Origin of the sequence: Phyllobacterium trifolii (assembly GCF_014192095.1) — a bacterium.
GTDB lineage: Bacteria > Pseudomonadota > Alphaproteobacteria > Rhizobiales > Rhizobiaceae > Phyllobacterium > Phyllobacterium trifolii.
In genome coordinates this window covers 61704-77440 of the sequence record NZ_JACHXN010000008.1, presented here as the reverse complement: position 1 = coordinate 77440, position 15737 = coordinate 61704, and the positions used below count along the sequence as shown (strand labels likewise).

General features: G+C 56.9%; 13 protein-coding genes. 9 read left to right on the top strand and 4 right to left on the bottom strand.

Annotated elements, in window-relative coordinates; genetic code table 11:
* The first annotated feature begins 166 nt into the window (after positions 1-166).
* Together FHS21_RS13830 and gltX are read left to right on the top strand one after the other, a co-directional pair.
* Positions 167-1981, top strand: a complete 1815-nt coding sequence (locus FHS21_RS13830) for an ABC transporter ATP-binding protein (RefSeq protein WP_183662339.1) — start codon at positions 167-169, stop codon at positions 1979-1981.
* Positions 1982-2046: 65 nt separating this feature from the next.
* Positions 2047-3420 carry a glutamate--tRNA ligase gene (gene gltX / locus FHS21_RS13825; RefSeq protein WP_183662337.1) on the top strand — a complete coding sequence of 458 codons (1374 nt, stop codon included), beginning with the start codon at positions 2047-2049 and terminating at the stop codon, positions 3418-3420.
* On the opposite strand, the gene FHS21_RS13820 is transcribed toward gltX, so the two are convergent.
* Both FHS21_RS13820 and FHS21_RS13815 read right to left on the bottom strand, forming a co-directional pair.
* The gene (locus FHS21_RS13820; protein ID WP_183662335.1) at positions 3338-4282 is read right to left on the bottom strand and encodes a DUF2865 domain-containing protein; all 945 of its coding nucleotides are present in this window, start codon (positions 4280-4282) and stop codon (positions 3338-3340) included. The genes gltX and FHS21_RS13820 overlap by 83 nt on opposite strands.
* A gap of 69 nt (positions 4283-4351) precedes the next feature.
* Positions 4352-6649, bottom strand: a complete 2298-nt coding sequence (locus FHS21_RS13815) for an NADP-dependent malic enzyme (protein WP_112528494.1) — start codon at positions 6647-6649, stop codon at positions 4352-4354.
* A gap of 226 nt (positions 6650-6875) precedes the next feature.
* Between FHS21_RS13815 and FHS21_RS13810 the strand changes: the two genes are divergently transcribed.
* Complete coding sequence (locus FHS21_RS13810; RefSeq protein WP_112528492.1) at positions 6876-7697, top strand: UDP-2,3-diacylglucosamine diphosphatase; 822 nt, start codon at positions 6876-6878, stop codon at positions 7695-7697.
* A complete protein-coding gene (locus FHS21_RS13805; protein ID WP_112551502.1) occupies positions 7687-8763 on the top strand; it encodes a glycosyltransferase family 4 protein in 1077 nt (358 codons plus the stop codon). The genes FHS21_RS13810 and FHS21_RS13805 overlap by 11 nt, the downstream gene beginning before the upstream one ends.
* Positions 8764-8782: 19 nt before the next feature.
* Here the strand turns inward: FHS21_RS13805 and FHS21_RS13800 are convergent, their stop codons facing one another.
* On the bottom strand, positions 8783-9577 hold the full coding sequence (locus tag FHS21_RS13800) for an RDD family protein (RefSeq protein WP_183662334.1): 795 nt from the start codon (positions 9575-9577) through the stop codon (positions 8783-8785).
* 187 nt (positions 9578-9764) lie between these two features.
* Between FHS21_RS13800 and FHS21_RS13795 the strand changes: the two genes are divergently transcribed.
* Positions 9765-10967, top strand: a complete 1203-nt coding sequence (locus tag FHS21_RS13795; RefSeq protein ID WP_112528486.1) for an MFS transporter — start codon at positions 9765-9767, stop codon at positions 10965-10967.
* Here the strand turns inward: FHS21_RS13795 and dgcA are convergent.
* Positions 10964-11947, bottom strand: coding sequence for an N-acetyl-D-Glu racemase DgcA (gene dgcA, locus FHS21_RS13790; protein ID WP_183662331.1), 984 nt, complete (start codon positions 11945-11947; stop codon positions 10964-10966). The two genes, FHS21_RS13795 and dgcA, sit on opposite strands and share 4 nt — an antisense overlap.
* Positions 11948-12004: 57 nt before the next feature.
* Between dgcA and FHS21_RS13785 the strand changes: the two genes are divergently transcribed.
* From FHS21_RS13785 to FHS21_RS13770, 4 genes are read left to right on the top strand one after another with little or no spacing between them, the layout of a single operon-like run.
* Entirely contained in the window at positions 12005-13180 is a 1176-nt protein-coding gene (locus FHS21_RS13785; protein ID WP_112528482.1) for an ABC transporter permease, read from the top strand.
* Positions 13181-13187: 7 nt separating this feature from the next.
* Positions 13188-14045 (top strand): ABC transporter ATP-binding protein, encoded by an 858-nt coding sequence (locus FHS21_RS13780; protein ID WP_112528480.1) that lies wholly within the window; start codon positions 13188-13190, stop codon positions 14043-14045.
* Between the two features lie 3 nt (positions 14046-14048).
* The gene (locus tag FHS21_RS13775; protein WP_112528478.1) at positions 14049-15041 is read left to right on the top strand and encodes an MlaD family protein; all 993 of its coding nucleotides are present in this window, start codon (positions 14049-14051) and stop codon (positions 15039-15041) included.
* A gap of 36 nt (positions 15042-15077) precedes the next feature.
* Positions 15078-15698, top strand: coding sequence for an ABC-type transport auxiliary lipoprotein family protein (locus FHS21_RS13770; protein ID WP_376772108.1), 621 nt, complete (start codon positions 15078-15080; stop codon positions 15696-15698).
* Positions 15699-15737 lie beyond the last annotated feature (39 nt).

Genomic DNA, 15737 nt, shown 5'->3' with positions numbered 1-15737 from the left:
CGATTGACTTCACCGGTCAAGGTAACTCATCGCCGATAATGGCCTTTCCTGTGTTCAGGCGAGTTGCCAGATCATTCATGCCGCACTGATTCTGTCTTCTTTTTCACGGCATTCTCGTTTGCATTTTTCTATTGAGGCTGGTGCGTATTCGCATCGGACAATCGTCATGGCTTTATTTCGTAAAGACCTGCGCGGCGGCGCGTTCCGCAGCGTTCTTGGATTCACCTGGCTACACTGGCAGAGACAGCCGGTGCGCATCGCCGTGATTGCTGGTGCAGTGTTACTCTCGACACTGGCCGACGTGCTGACGCCGCTCTATTCGGGCCGGCTGGTCGATGCTGTGGTCAACGGTCACGCCACCGAGGCAGTCGTCTGGGATGCAGCAATCGCTGCGTTCTCGACACTGCTTGCCTTGTCCCTCGGTGCAATCATCTTGCGACACATCACCTTCATGCAGATCGTTGATCTGACATTGAACATGATGACGGAAATTGCCTCCGGTGCGTTCTACCGCATCCAGCGTTTCTCGACCGAATGGCATGCCAACAGCTTTGCCGGCTCAACCGTACGCAAGGTAACGCGCGGCATGTGGGCGCTGGACTTGTTGAACGATACGCTGCTGCTGGCGCTCTTTCCGTCGGTTATCATGTTGATTGGTTCAACCGCGCTGATGGCGTGGTACTGGCCATTGATGGGTATGATCATCGGCATCGGATCGTTCCTGTTCGTCGCGGTCACCGCATCGCTGTCGCTCGGTTACGTTGCACCCATGGCAAGCCTCGCCAACCGCTGGGATACCAAGCTCGGTGGTTCGCTCGCCGACGCCGTCAGTTGCAACATGGTGGTCAAGGGTTTCGGTGCGGAAAGCCGTGAAGATGCGCGTCTGGCGAAAGTCCTGACCAAATGGCAGGACCGGACGGCGCGCACCTGGATTCGTGGTACCTGGAACGGCACGTCTCAAGGAACGATGCTGCTTGTGCTGCGGGCCGCGGTTATCGGTTTCGCACTGATCCTGTGGTCGAAGGGGCAGGCGAGCGCGGGTGATATCACCTTCGTACTTACCTCGTTCTTTATCCTGCAGGGCTATTTGCGGGAAGTTGGTATGCACATCCGCAATTTGCAGCGTTCTGTCAACGACATGGAGGAGCTTGTTGATATCCAGAGTCAACCGCTTGGTATAGAAGATCGGCCCGGCGCGAAGCCGATCCGGATCAGCAATGGCAAGATCGAATTTGACAATGTGACGTTCCACTATGGAGCACATCGCCTGCCGCTTTATGACCGGTTTTCGGTAACGATCCGGGCAGGCGAACGTGTCGGTCTGGTTGGTCATTCGGGTTCGGGCAAGACGACCTTCGTCAAGCTGATCCAGCGATTGCACGATGTGAAGTCGGGTCGGATCCTGATCGATGGTCAGGATATTGCCGGGGTCACACAGGCTTCGCTGCGCCAGCAAATCGCCATCGTGCAACAGGAGCCAATCCTGTTTCACCGTTCGCTGGCGGAGAATATCGCCTATGCCCGGCCCGGTGCCACGCAAGGTGAGATCGAAGAGGCGGCAAGGCAGGCCAGCGCGCATGACTTCATCACGGCGTTGCCGAAGGGGTACAGCACGCTGGTCGGCGAACGCGGTGTCAAGCTTTCCGGCGGCGAGCGCCAGAGAGTGGCCATTGCCCGGGCTTTCCTTGCGGATGCTCCGGTTCTCATTCTGGACGAGGCGACCTCCAGCCTCGATTCAGAGTCCGAAGTGCTGATCCAGCAGGCGATGGAGCGGCTGATGCTGGGACGGACGACATTGGTGATCGCACACCGTCTGTCGACTGTGCGCTCGCTCGACCGGCTCCTGGTTTTTGAGCACGGCCGTATTGCCGAAGAGGGTAACCACGAGGCGTTGATCGGGCTCAATGGCGGTATCTACCGCGGCTTGTTCGAGTTGCAGACGCTTGAGCTGACCAAGGGGCTTGTCTTGAGCGACGACTAAGATATGGGCCGCGTGCGAGCGCGGCCCATATTGCCATTGCTGGCTCTATCCGATATGCCGCAAGCATGACCATTACCGTCCGTTTTGCACCGTCTCCGACCGGCTATATTCACATTGGCAATACGCGTATTGCCTTGTTCAACTGGCTATTCGCCCTCAAGAACAATGGCCAATTCATCCTGCGCTTTGACGATACGGATACTGTTCGCTCCAAGACGGAATATGCCGAGGCCACGATCGCGGACCTTGACTGGCTGGGTATCAAACCGGTGCGTATCGAATACCAGTCGAAGCGTATCCCGATCTATGACGCTGCGGCCGATAGGCTCAAGGCGGCGGGCGTGCTCTATCCCTGCTACGAGACTGCCGAGGAGCTTGAGCGCAAGCGCAAGCTGCGCCTGGCGCGGCGCCTCCCTCCAATCTATGGGCGCGATGCCCTGAAGCTGACGCCAGCCGACAGGGAAAAGCTTGAGGCGGAAGGGCGCCGGCCGCATTGGCGCTTCCTTCTGCCAAACTTCAAGGACGATCCGTTTTCAGTAACAAGGACCGAAGTTCACTGGGACGATCTTGTGCGCGACAGGGAAACGGTCGATCTTGCCTCGCTTTCTGATCCGGTTCTGATACGGGAAGATGGCACTTATCTCTACACGTTCACTTCGGTCGTTGACGACATCGACATGGACATCTCCCATATCATCCGCGGCAACGACCACATTACCAATAGTGGCGTACAGATTTCGATCATCGAGGTTCTGGGTGCCAAGGTTCCCGAACTTGGTCACATCAACCTCCTGACCACAGCGTCGGGAGAGGGGATTTCCAAGCGAACAGGCGCGCTTTCGATCGGCAGTTTGCGGCGTGACGGCTATGAACCAATGGCTGTGGCCAGTCTTGCCGTGTTGATTGGAACGTCGGAAAATGTGACTGCCGTTCCGGACATGGCGACGCTTGCAGACATTTTCGATCCGGCGGCAACCTCCAAATCGGCTTCGAAGTTCGACCCGGCTGAACTGGATGCGCTCAACCGTGCCCTGATTCACGCAATGCCCTACGCGCAAGCAAAGGACCGCCTTGCAGCGCTTGGCATCGAGGGCGACCGCGCGGAAGAATTCTGGCTCGCGGTTCGGGGCAATCTTTCGCGTATTTCGGATGCGACCAGTTGGTGGACGATTATCAAGAATGGTCCGGCGACCGACGAACAGCTTGCCGAAGAGGACCGCGAATTCGTGCGTGCCGCTTTCGATCTACTGCCGCCTGAACCCTGGAACCGCGAGACCTGGAAGCTGTGGACCGATGCGGTGAAAGTCCAGAGCGGCCGTAAGGGCAAGCCACTGTTCATGCCATTACGCATCGCGCTTACTGGGCTGTCTTCTGGTCCGGAGCTCGCAGATTTATTGCCCCTTCTTGGTCGGGAAGGAACGTTGGCCCGACGACCCTGACCTTGCGGTTCGGATCGATCGGCTTGTCGCCGGTAAGTGGCTGCGGCAGCGGTGCTTCCGTCTTGGTCGTCGCAGGTTCACCCAGCTGAATGATGGACGAGGGATTTTCGGTCGATTGAGCTGCCGGCACTGTCGGCTCGATTGTGGTTTCAACAGGCTTCGCCGGTTCGACAATTTTGGCCGGTTCACCGGGCTTTCCTGTGGCGGATGTCGCCGCCGCTGGATTGCCCAATGTGGTGAAATTTCCGGCCGATCTCTGGCAACCGCATTGCGGCGTTCCATTGGCTCCTACCTTCCTGAATTTGAAGGCATTCGGCATATCCTTGTAATCTTCGCCGCTTAACGAAGTCATCCTTTCAGGATTTGGATTGTCTGTGGGCTGATAGTACAGCTTCGCGCCGGGACACTGGGATTGGCACTGCGCCTGGTCGCGTGAGAAATTCTCTGCGCCGGTTTCATAGGAGAGCGGAAAGTAGTAGCCGTCACACGCACGCACGCAAAGCGTCTGGTAGCGACCGCCATAGACCGGAGCTCTACTCATTTCCGGCTCGACAGGTTCCGGCTCTTTCCCCAGAACCTCATAAGACTGCGAGCCCGCCGTGTCCGGCTCCGGCTCATCATAGACGCGGTCGTCTGCGGCAGAACAATTATTGGCATCGAGCGCGGCCTCGACGCGGTCACGCCGCAAACTGAGTTCGAAATCATCGACATCGGCGTTGCGGTTGAGCTCGTCGAGCCGGTTCAGCATGCGCGCGCAAATATCTGAATTTGCGGAAGAAAGTTGCGTCGCCGCCAGGACGGCGGTCGCTGCTATGAAGGCGATCTGGAATGTCCGGTACATGCGGCGGCCCAAGATTGTCATGCGCATTCGAGGCGAGTGAATGCGCAAGAACCAGCCACGGCCATGCGGCAGCAATAAGACACCCGCCTGTTAATCAACGCGTTGTGATGCTTCCACCACCGCCAGTGCCGTCATGTTGACGATACCGCGCGATGTGACCGACGGCGTCAGGATATGTGCGGGCTTGGCGGCACCGAGCAGGATCGGGCCGACATGCAACGCATCGGTGACGGATTTGACGACGTTGAGGGTGATATTCGCCGCGTCGAGATTGGGGAAGACCAGCAGATTGGCTTCGTCGCTCAGCCGCGAATGCGGAAGCACGCGCTCGCGCAGGATCGCCGAAAGCGCGGAATCGCCATGCATTTCGCCATCCTGCTCCAGATCAGGCGCCTTGACGCGCAGAATTTCTGATGCGCTCCGCATCTTTGCTGCACTTTCGGAATCGCGTGAACCAAAATTGGAATGCGAGAGCAAGGCTGCCTTGGGCTCGATGCCGAAGCGGCGGATTTCGTTGGCGGCAAGAACCGTTTTTTCAGCGATTTCCTCTGCAGTCGGATCGATACTGACGTAGGTGTCGGTCAGGAACAGTACACCGCGTTGTGAAATCAGCAGGCTCAGCGCCGAGAAATTGCGTATGCCCTCCAGTTTTCCAATAATCTGGTCGACATTACGCAAGTGCCGCTCGAAACGGCCTTCAAGACCGCAGATCATTGCGTCGGCTTCACCGCGAACGATAGCAAGTGCTGCGATGACGGTGCCACTAGCGCGAACCATGGTGCGAGCGACTTCCGGTGTTGTGCCCCGCCGTCCCGTGAGATTGAGCAGCAGATCGACGTAATCACGATAACGCGGATCATCCTCGGGATTGATGACATCGAAATCGGTGCCGATCTTGATCTTCAGCCCATAGCGCTGCAGTCGCGTCTCTATGACCTGCGGGCGTCCAATCAGGGTCGGTATGGCGATGCCTTCTTCCAGCACAACCTGGGCTGCGCGCAAGACCCGTTCATCCTCGCCATCCGCATAGATAACGCGCTTCTTCTCCGCCGTTTTTGCCGCAGTGAAGATTGGCTTCATGATCAAGCCGGAGCGGAAGACGAAGCGATTCAACCGGTCGAGATAGGCATCGAAATCCTCGATCGGACGTTCTGCAACGCCGGTGTCCATCGCGGCTTTGGCGACCGCCGGTGCGATCCGCAGAATGAGGCGCTGATCGAACGGCGAGGGGATGAGATATTTCGGCCCGAAGGTCGGCGTCTCGCCGGAATAGGCGCGGGCGGCAACGTCCGATGGTTCTTCGCGAGCCAGCGCGGCAATAGCCTGCACTGCCGCCATCTTCATTTCCTCGTTGATCGCCCGCGCACCGCAATCGAGTGCGCCGCGGAAGATGAAGGGGAAGCAGAGGACGTTGTTGACCTGGTTCGGAAAGTCCGAACGGCCGGTACAAATCATCGCATCGGCACGCGCCGCGCGCGCCTCATCCGGCATGATCTCCGGGTTGGGGTTTGCCAACGCCATGATCAGCGGGTTCGGTGCCATCTGCTTCAACAACTCGGGCTTCAACACACCGGCGGCCGAAAGGCCAAGAAAGACGTCAGCTCCGCCAATGACATCCGCGAGAACCCGCGCATCGGTTTTCTGCACGTAGACCGATTTCCAGCGGTCCATGAGTGTATTGCGGCCCTCATAGACGACACCATCAATATCGCAGACCCAGATGTTCTTGCGGTCAACGCCGAGCTTCACCAGGAGGTTCAGGCAAGCGATCGCCGCGGCGCCGGCCCCGGAAGCGACGATCTTGATCTTGGAGAGCTCTTTTCCGGCAAGTTCCATGCCGTTGAGAATAGCCGCCGCCACGATGATCGCAGTTCCATGCTGGTCGTCATGGAACACCGGGATGTTCATTTTGGCGCGAAGTTGTTCTTCGACTTCAAAACATTCCGGCGACTTGATGTCTTCGAGATTGATGCCGCCGAAAGTCGGCTCCAGAGCCGCTACCACATCGACAATCTTGCTGATTTCCTGAGCGTCGATTTCGATATCGAACACATCGATATTGGCGAATTTCTTGAAAAGGACGGCCTTGCCTTCCATCACGGGCTTGGACGCGAGCGGGCCGATATTGCCGAGGCCGAGGACGGCGGTGCCGTTGGAGATGACTGCGACCAGATTGGCGCGGCTGGTATAGTCGGCAGCCGTTGCAGGATCCTTGTGAATCGCCAGACATGGCGCGGCGACACCGGGAGAATAGGCAAGGGCGAGATCACGCTGATTTCCAAGCGGCTTCGTCGCCTGGATTTCCAGCTTACCCGGCTGAGGAAAGCGATGGTAAAACAGCGCGCTTTCTTCAAGATCAGAGTTGCTGGTCGTTTGGTCGTTGGCCATTGACGATGTCCTCCGGAATTTGGCTCGCGCGTTTATACACTGGCGATTCAAATTTTCCAGCACGCTAAAATGTCTTCCAGAGGCATAACCGAACGCCATTTCGTTACAAGTGCCTATCTTGCCGATATCTGCACTTTTCCGCGCCGTCATAAGACTGTTGCATGAATCAGGTTTGTGTCAGCGCAAATGGACGCGCCTTTGCGTCAGCTGAACGGAGATCAGCATCATGGTCGAGATCGAGGCCCGTAAATTCCGCACGCTTTTCCTGTCCGATGTGCATCTCGGCTCGAAAGGTGCGAAGGCCAGTTTTCTGCTGGATTTTCTGAAATACCACGATGCCGATACGATCTTTCTGGTTGGTGACATTGTTGATGGTTGGCGCCTGCGCCGCAATTGGCATTGGCCGCAGGAGCACAATGACATCGTGCAGAAGCTCCTGCGCAAAAGCCGCAAGGGCGCGCGTATCTTCTACATTGCTGGCAACCATGACGAGTTCTTGCGTGATTTCCAGGGGACGCACTTCGGCGGCATTGAGGTCATGGACCGGATCATGCATGAGACCGCGGATGGCCGGAAATTCCTCGTCATCCACGGCGACCAGTTCGACGTTGTCGTGCGCAATGCCCGCCACATCGCTTATCTCGGTGATTGGGCCTATGACGCTGCGCTCGCAATCAACACACTTATGAACAAGGTACGGCGAATGCTCGGCCTGCGCTACTGGTCGTTTTCGGCTTGGGCAAAGTTCCGTGTCAAGAAGGCCGTGAATTTCATCGGGTCGTTCCAGACGGTGGTTTCGGACGAGGCCCGGCGTATTGGTGCGGATGGCGTGATCTGCGGCCATATCCACCATGCAACGATCGAGCAGATTGACGGCATCGAATACATCAATACCGGCGACTGGGTAGAAAGCTGCACGGCCATCGTCGAGCACTTCGACGGTCGCATGGAACTTCTGTCATGGACGCATCTGATCGGCGAACAGGCCGGCTTCGCGCCTGTCGTCCGGCTGGATGACAAGCGTCCAAAGGCGGCGAATGCAGCCTGAGGGTCAAGCAAAGCGCCTGGTCATCGTCTCGGATGCGTGGCATCCGCAAGTCAATGGCGTCGTTCGTACGCTGACCAAGCTGCGCGAGCAAATGGAAGCGCGCGGCTTTGAAGTGACAATCATCTCGCCTGCCGATTATCGTTCTGCGCCTTGCCCAACCTATCCGGAAATCCGTCTGGCGTTGACGCATCCCCTTGCCATCAGAGCACGGATCGAAGCGCTGCAGCCGGCGTACGTCCATATCGCCACCGAGGGTCCTCTCGGTATCATGGCACGCCGTGCGTGCCTGAAGAATAATTGGCGATTTACCACCAGCTTCCATACGCGTTTTCCCGAATATTTGCGCGAGCGGCTGCCCGTGCCTCTGTCGTGGTCCTATGGCTTCCTGCGGCGTTTCCATAATGCAGCCGAACATTGCCTCGTGCCCACACAATCCATCCATGACGAACTGGCCGAACGCGGCTTTGCGACGCTGAAAGTGTGGACGCGCGGCGTTGACCGAGCGCTTTTCCGGCCGCAACCCGATGTCGATCTCAAGCTGCCCCGACCTGTCTTTCTCTGCGTCGGCCGTGTGGCGCCTGAAAAGAACCTTGAATCCTTCCTGTCTCTCGATCTGCCAGGTACCAAACTCATCGTAGGCGACGGTCCGGATCTGGATGAATTGAAGCGGAAATATCCGGATGCCGTTTTTGCCGGGAAGAAAGAAGGGGAAACCCTTGCTCGCTATTATGCGGGGTCGGACGTATTCGTCTTTCCGAGCCGCACGGACACGTTCGGTCTTGTCCTGCTTGAGGCCATAGCCTGCGGGCTGCCTGTTGCAGGTTATCCCGTTCCGGGCCCAAAGGATGTTATCGGCGCGTCGGGCGCGGGCGTTCTTTCCGATAATCTGCAGAAGGCGGCGTTGGGCGCGCTGGAAATGGGCCGGGTCGATCCGGATGTGAGGCTCAAAGGCTTCAGCTGGGAAGCCTGCGCCGATATTTTCGAGAGCGTGCTGACGACGATTGGCAGTGCGAAAGTACTGAAATCGTGCAAGGTGAAATCCGACCGGGTGATTTCGGCACCTTAGTGTCGCTCTTGGCTGGCATCTAGGTCCGCACCACAGCTGTTCCAGCCAATCTATCGTATATTGGGTCCTGTTTATTGGCGACAGACATGACGATCCACAAAAGCCAGACCGCTTCAATCAAGCCTCCAAAGATCATCAGTGAGAACAAGCTACGGTTAGTGAGAGAGGTCAAGTCAGCGCCGGCGAGATATTTGAAGAACATCACTGACGCAATTATTATCATAGGTATCATACCGATTAGCATCGCCAACTGCCGGAGAAATGCCTTTCGCAATGGAATGCCTGTTGAGGCCTGGGCGTCGATATCGATCGTTCGAATGTTGAGCGCCCGTTTTCCCAGAGTGCGACCAAGACGACTATCCATGAAAATCAGATAAGCAAATAAAAGAAGTATCGCAATCCAGTCTGTTGTGAAAGCTCGGTTCGGACGTCCATCGGCGCCAAGAGTATAGTCCCGGTAGATACTGGTCGTCACCGAACCGTCTTGATTGACCTCCGCTACTCGCAACGAGTGCGACGTGTCAAAACCCAATAATGATGTCTGGCATTCAACTATCGAGTTAAATCCTGGAGGTGGTGCGGGTTCGAGTCCCGTGGGCAATTCGCCGATAGAGACGCAGGAGGTTGAGTTTATGCCGAAGGAACCCTGCACAGCGCCGTTGGTTTGGGCAAAAAGGACTATGAGAAGGATTTGCAATGGCAGAGAAACAACAATTATATCGATGAAAAGCGCTAGTACGCGCCGCCAAAAACCAGCACGCTGCACAGTTTCCCAAAAGCCCACTTGTGTCGCAGCATTATCGCTGTTCACCATTGCGAATCCCCCATTTGATAATCCCCATTGCGACTCCTATGGGCTTTGCTGGAAAAGGCAATCGGGTAACAACAACAAAAAACCTTTGCGTTTCTAGGCGCTTGGCGAATTTCGTGATAGTTGCGAATCTCAGGCAACGCAGGGTTGCGATTCCACCTGAACCGCTCGATCTTCCGAAAGTTTTTTTATGACAGCCGCTGCAGCGGACACCAGCCAGGACATGCCGTTTCGCTTCGAGCTGCGGGTTGCGCTGGCTTATTTTGCGATTTTCACATCAAGCGGCCTTCACCTGCCATACTTTCCCTTGTGGCTCGAATATCGCGCGCTGACACCGACGCAAATCTCTATCGTATTGTCGATGCCGCTGTTCGTCCGTGTCGTCGCCGCGCCGCTGGTATCGATGCTCGCGGACCGTTCGAATGATCGCGCTCACATATTGACCACGGCGACGATCCTGGCCGTCGTCGTCGCCGCCTTCTATTTCGTGCCGTTTGGCTTCATCGGAATTCTGATCGTATCGCTGATGCTTGCCCCGCCATGGACGTCGCAGGTGCCGCTTGCCGACACGATCGCGCTTTCGGGCGTGCGCCGGTACGGCGCCGATTTCGCCAAAATGCGCGTCTGGGGCTCCATATCGTTTCTGCTCACGTCTTTCGTTGGCGGTGTCTTCATCCAGCAGGTGGGTGAGCACATCATCCCGTGGGCACTTTTAGCCACCCTGGTAGCAGCCTGTGGCATGAGCTTCATCGTGCCGCGCATCGGCAAGCCACGGCGTCTTTCACCGCTATCGGATGTGGATATCGCGGATGCGGGAAGGGCGCTGCGCAGGCCGGCGTTCGTCACCTTTCTCATTGCCACCGGCATCACGCAGGCGAGCCACGCCTATGGCTACAGCTTTTCTGCGATCTACTGGAAATCAATCGGCATCGAGGAGACCATGATCGGCGCGTTGTGGTCGATTTCCGTCGTCGCCGAAGTCATCATGTTTACGTTTTTCCGTCGACTGTTCGGCCGCCTGCATCCGGCTAAAGTCCTGATCATCGGCTCGGCCGCTGCGATGTTTCGTTGGGCGGTTTTTCCGCTTATTGCACCCGCCGGTCTTGGTGTTGCCGGGTTTCTCGCCGTCCAGAGCCTGCACGCCTTTTCATTCGCGTTATCGTTCCTCGGCATGCAGAAAATGATAGCGCTCACCATACCCGAGGAACGTGGCGGCACCGCACAGGGGCTTTCGACGTTTTTCATCGGCACATCGCTTGCCATTGCCACCATGGCGTCGGGCCCGCTCTACAGCGCCACCGGGATCCATGGTTTTTACGTGATGGTGCTCCTCGCTGCCTGCGGTCTCGGCCTCGCCATCGTTTCGCTAAGGCTGGAGCAACGAGAGGGTTAGCCCCACAGTTCGGGTTTGGGCGGCGAGACGCGGCTACCTTGGAACAAAAGGCCAGGTTTGCGGTCTTCGCGCAGGATCAACGGTCCATCGAGATCGACGAAATCCGCATCCTGCGCCAGCAGTACTGCAGGCGCCATGGCCAAGGACGTCCCGACCATGCATCCGACCATTATGCCAAACCCTAGCTCGCGGGCGCGCTTCTGCATGCGCAGCGCTTCTGTGAGCCCCCCCGTTTTGTCGAGCTTGATATTGATGCTGTCGTAGCGGCCAAGGAGCGTGTGCAGATCGTCTGTGCCATGGGCACTCTCGTCAGCACAGATGGGCACCGGATGCGGAATTTTGGTGAGGATTGCATCTTTGCCGGCTGGCAGAGGTTGTTCGATCAGTACGACGCCGGCTTTCGCTGCAGCCGACATGTTTTCAACAATATTGTCATCACTCCAGCCTTCATTGGCATCAAGGATGATACGGCTTGACGGTGCGGCGTCCGCGACCGCTCGAATGCGCTCGGCATCGTTCTCGCCGCCAACCTTGACTTTGATCAACGGACGATCCGCGAAGTTCCGAGCCGCGGCAGCCATGGTCTGAGCATCGCCGAAGGAAACGGTCACCGCCGTAGTCAGATCGTGCAAAGGTGACAAGCCAAGAACATCAGCAACAGTTTTGTCACTGCGTTTTGCCTCCAGGTCCCACAATGCGCAATCGACCGCATTGCGGGCCGCGCCAGCACCGATCAATGCCGGCAAATCATCTCGTGTAGCGCCGTTTGCCAATGCGTCGCGCAGTCTTTCGATCTCTTCGCAAACGGAGTCCAGGCTCTCGCCGTAGCGCGCATAGGGCACGCACTCGCCACGTCCGGTGAACGTTCCGTCAGACAGCGTACACAGCACAATGGCCGCCTCGGTTTTCGAGCCGCGCGAGATCGTAAATGTTCCGGCAATAGGCCAGCGCTCCACCGATATTTTTACGCTCACAACCATATTTCACGCCTTAATTGTTCAAGTGACAGGAAGCACGAGACTCGATATGTGTGTGTGATGTTGACCGATAGAGCAAACAATTCAAGTGCTTCTACCGCAGCGCCGCCTCACGTTGAATTTAGCAAGGACGGCGACCGCGCGACGATCACGCTATCGGGTGCATGGACCACACGCAATGTTCGCCGTGTCGATGACCGCATGCGCGAAATTGCCCACGACAACAGTTTTTCCAGTGCAATAATCGAGGTTTCCGGGATTGAATTGCTGGATACTGCAGGAACCTGGCTGATAGAACGCCTGCGAACCACACTGGAGAAAGCTGGCAAGCAGGTCACCGTCGAAGGACAATCCGAAAGCTGGGGCGCCTTGTTTGAAGCAGTCGGCGAAGCTGCTTCGGCACCTGAGGAGCCGGTTCATATCGAACGGCCATCCCTGCTGATTCGCTTTTTGGAAACCATCGGCAGAACTGTGTACGCTTTTGGCGACGACTTCACCAAAGCCATGCATATCCTCGGGGCAACCGTGCGCGGCGCCCAGATGAAGGGCAGCGGGCGCAGCGGCATCAGGCCGGCCGCGATCGTGCATCAACTAGACAGCATGGGCATCGGCGCCGTGCCGGTGGTGGTGCTGATGTCGACGATCATCGGTGCGATCATCGCCCAGCAGGGCGCGTTCCAGCTTCGTTATTTCGGAGCAGAGATATTTGTCGTCGACCTTGTCGGTATTCTGGTGTTGCGCGAGATCGGTGTGCTTCTGACCGCCATCATGATTGCCGGCCGTTCGGGAAGTGCCATCACGGCTGAAATCGGCTCGATGAAAATGCGTGAAGAGACTGATGCGCTCACCGTCATCGGCCTCAACCCGGTTGGTGTGCTGGTGTTTCCGCGCCTGGTGGCACTGGTGATTGCCCTGCCATTGTTGACGATAATTGCGGATTTCGCGGCGTTAGGCGGTGCAATGGGAATCACCTGGGCCTATTCCGGTATCACGCCCGATGCGTTTATTCAGCGACTGCGTGACGCAATCGATACGTCGAGCTATCTGGCCGGTCTGATCAAAGCGCCGTTTATGGCGATGATTATCGGCATCATGGCATCGGTGGAGGGCATGAAAGTTGGCGGCAGCGCTGAGTCCCTCGGTCAACGGGTGACGGCGTCCGTGGTGAAGTCCATTTTCGTCGTTATCGTGGTCGATGGCATTTTTGCAGTCTTCTACGCATCGATCAATTTTTGAGCCAAGAATGACCCCGGCAACAAGCAAGCAACCTGACACTGACGCGCAAGAAGTGATCCTTTCGGTGAAGGATGTCAGCGTGTCATTCGGCAGGGCGAAGATCCTGGATAATCTCTCGCTTGACGTCTATCGCGGCGAGATTCTTGGTTTCGTCGGGGCGTCCGGCACTGGGAAATCGGTGCTGATGCGGGCGATCCTCGGTCTTAATCAGAAACAGAGCGGCCAGATCAAGATCTTCGGTCATGATATAGACCGTGCCTCGGAACAGGAGAAGCTGGGCGTCGACATGCGCATGGGTGTTTTGTTCCAGCAGGGTGCGTTGTTTTCTGCCTTGACCGTGCTTGAAAATATCCAGGTGCCGATGCGGGAATACCTCGATATTCCGCAAAGGCTGATGGATGAGCTTGCGCGGCTGAAAATCGAGCTGGTCGGCCTCAAAGCGGATACGGCTGAAAAGTTTCCATCGGAGCTTTCAGGCGGCATGATCAAGCGTGCCGCACTGGCGCGCGCGCTATCGCTTGATCCGGAAATCGTCTTTCTCGACGAGCCTACTTCAGGGCTTGATCCGATCGGTGCGGCGGAATTCGACGAACTCATCGCCAATTTGCGCGATACGATGGGTTTGACAGTTTATATGGTGACCCACGACCTCGACAGCTTGTTCGCCGTTTGCGACCGAATCGCGGTATTGGGAAAGAAGAAAGTTCTCGTTGAGGGAACGATTGAAGACATGCTGGCGTTCGACGATCCGTGGGTCCAGGAATATTTCCGCGGAAAGCGCGCACGGCAGATAGTTTCCAATGGCGACAACAGACGGCGATCGACGCACGAGCAGCCCAGGGCAGAGCAGGATCAGACGAAGTAATCTATGGAAACGAAAGCCAACTACGTCCTGGTCGGTGTCTTCACGCTCATAGTGTGCATCCTCGCCTTTGGATTTGTCTATTGGATCGCCCGTTATGGCGATCGTAGCGAAACCGCGACGCTTGAAATCCGTATTGTCGGCTCGGTCACCGGGCTGGCCGAGGGCAGCCAGGTCCTGTTCAACGGCATCAAGGTTGGCAGCGTACGGCGCCTGTCCATCGACGCCAACAATCCTGATGCGGTTATTGCCCAGACAGAAGTCAACGCGACGACGCCCATCACTCGTTCCACGCAGGCGACATTGGGTTTTGCCGGCCTGACCGGACAGGCCTTCATTGAGCTCAAGGGTGGAAAGCTCAACGAGCCCAACCTCCTGGAAGAAGCTGCCAAAGACGATCAGATCGCACGCATGGATGCCGATCCTTCGGTAGTGAACAACCTTTTGCAGAAGGCGCAGACAATTCTTGAGCGTGTGGATGGGGCTGTGGGTTCTATTGAAAGCTTCATTACCGAAGTGAAGGGGCCGTTGGTCGACACAGTCAATAATACCAAGAAGTTTACCGATGCACTGGCCAACAATTCCGATGTCATCGATAAATTCAGCCAGAGTGCCGAAGATGTTCAGGCTGTGGTCAAAGAAGCGCGGCAAATGATGACCCGGCTTAACAGTGCATCGACGCGGGTCGATGGCGTTCTTGCCAAGCTCGACAAGCAGCTGTCGGATCAGGATGGCAGCGTCGTCAGGGAGGCGCAGGATACGCTCAAATCCTATCGCGCGGTGGCCGACAATCTGAACGCCCGGCTCGGGCCGATCACCGATAATATCAACCGATTCTCCGGGCAGGGCCTGCGCGACGTACAGGCGCTCGTAAATGAAAGCCGTCAGTCAGTTCAGCGCATCGAACGGGCGATCACCGACCTTGAAAAGAATCCGCAGCGCGTAATTTTTGGTGGAGGCGGAAGCGTTCCGGAGTATGACGGACGCACACGCCGTTGACTTTGGGCGATTCGCATCGCATGAAAGTCAACGGGGTTGGTGCGTTCGCATGACACGGACAGAGGGGCGCTGGTGAAAACAAGAACGACTATTGCCGCTCTGCTGTTGGCTTTGTCCGTTTCAGCCTGCGCAAGCTCCAAGAAGCTTGATACTTTCGATCTTTCCAGCGCTTCGCCAGACGTTTCTTCACCGAAGAAGCAGGGCCGTCAGATTCTGATCGCGGCACCCTCCGCGCTCAAAGCGCTCGATGGCGAAAATATTGTCGTTCGATCGGGCCCGAATTCGATTTCCTTCTTGAAGGGTGCGCAATGGGCTGACCGTCTGCCGAATATCGTACAATCGCGGCTGGTCCAGGCCTTCGAGAGCACAGGTCGTCTTGGCGGTGTCGGGCGTCCAGGTGAAGGCCTTGCCATCGACTATCAAGTGATCAGCGACATCCGCACTTTCAATATCAATGTATCCAGCGGCCGGATCGCGATCGTTGAAATCGCCATCAAGATATTGAACGACAAGAATGGGACTGTGCGCGCCGCGCGTGTGTTCCGCGCGACATCGCCAGTCAGCGGCGAGGGCAATGCATCCTATATCGCCGCGCTTGACAGAGCCTTTGACAGCGCCTCGAACGATATTGTCACGTGGACACTGTCGGTCATCTGAGCGGACAACGCACCTACGTTTCCGTCATCCTCGGGCTTG

What these genes read in the sequence shown, in the direction of transcription:
- FHS21_RS13805 (WP_112551502.1), top strand. Translation starts at nt 7,687, where the DNA reads ATGCAGCCTGAGGGTCAAGCAAAGCGCCTGGTCATCGTCTCGGATGCG.
- FHS21_RS13810 (WP_112528492.1), top strand. Translation starts at nt 6,876, where the DNA reads ATGGTCGAGATCGAGGCCCGTAAATTCCGCACGCTTTTCCTGTCCGAT.
- FHS21_RS13775 (WP_112528478.1), top strand. Translation starts at nt 14,049, where the DNA reads ATGGAAACGAAAGCCAACTACGTCCTGGTCGGTGTCTTCACGCTCATA.
- FHS21_RS13800 (WP_183662334.1), bottom strand. Translation starts at nt 9,577, where the DNA reads ATGGTGAACAGCGATAATGCTGCGACACAAGTGGGCTTTTGGGAAACT.
- FHS21_RS13795 (WP_112528486.1), top strand. Translation starts at nt 9,765, where the DNA reads ATGACAGCCGCTGCAGCGGACACCAGCCAGGACATGCCGTTTCGCTTC.
- gltX (WP_183662337.1), top strand. Translation starts at nt 2,047, where the DNA reads ATGACCATTACCGTCCGTTTTGCACCGTCTCCGACCGGCTATATTCAC.
- FHS21_RS13815 (WP_112528494.1), bottom strand. Translation starts at nt 6,649, where the DNA reads ATGGCCAACGACCAAACGACCAGCAACTCTGATCTTGAAGAAAGCGCG.
- FHS21_RS13830 (WP_183662339.1), top strand. Translation starts at nt 167, where the DNA reads ATGGCTTTATTTCGTAAAGACCTGCGCGGCGGCGCGTTCCGCAGCGTT.
- dgcA (WP_183662331.1), bottom strand. Translation starts at nt 11,947, where the DNA reads ATGGTTGTGAGCGTAAAAATATCGGTGGAGCGCTGGCCTATTGCCGGA.
- FHS21_RS13780 (WP_112528480.1), top strand. Translation starts at nt 13,188, where the DNA reads ATGACCCCGGCAACAAGCAAGCAACCTGACACTGACGCGCAAGAAGTG.
- FHS21_RS13785 (WP_112528482.1), top strand. Translation starts at nt 12,005, where the DNA reads ATGTTGACCGATAGAGCAAACAATTCAAGTGCTTCTACCGCAGCGCCG.
- FHS21_RS13820 (WP_183662335.1), bottom strand. Translation starts at nt 4,282, where the DNA reads ATGACAATCTTGGGCCGCCGCATGTACCGGACATTCCAGATCGCCTTC.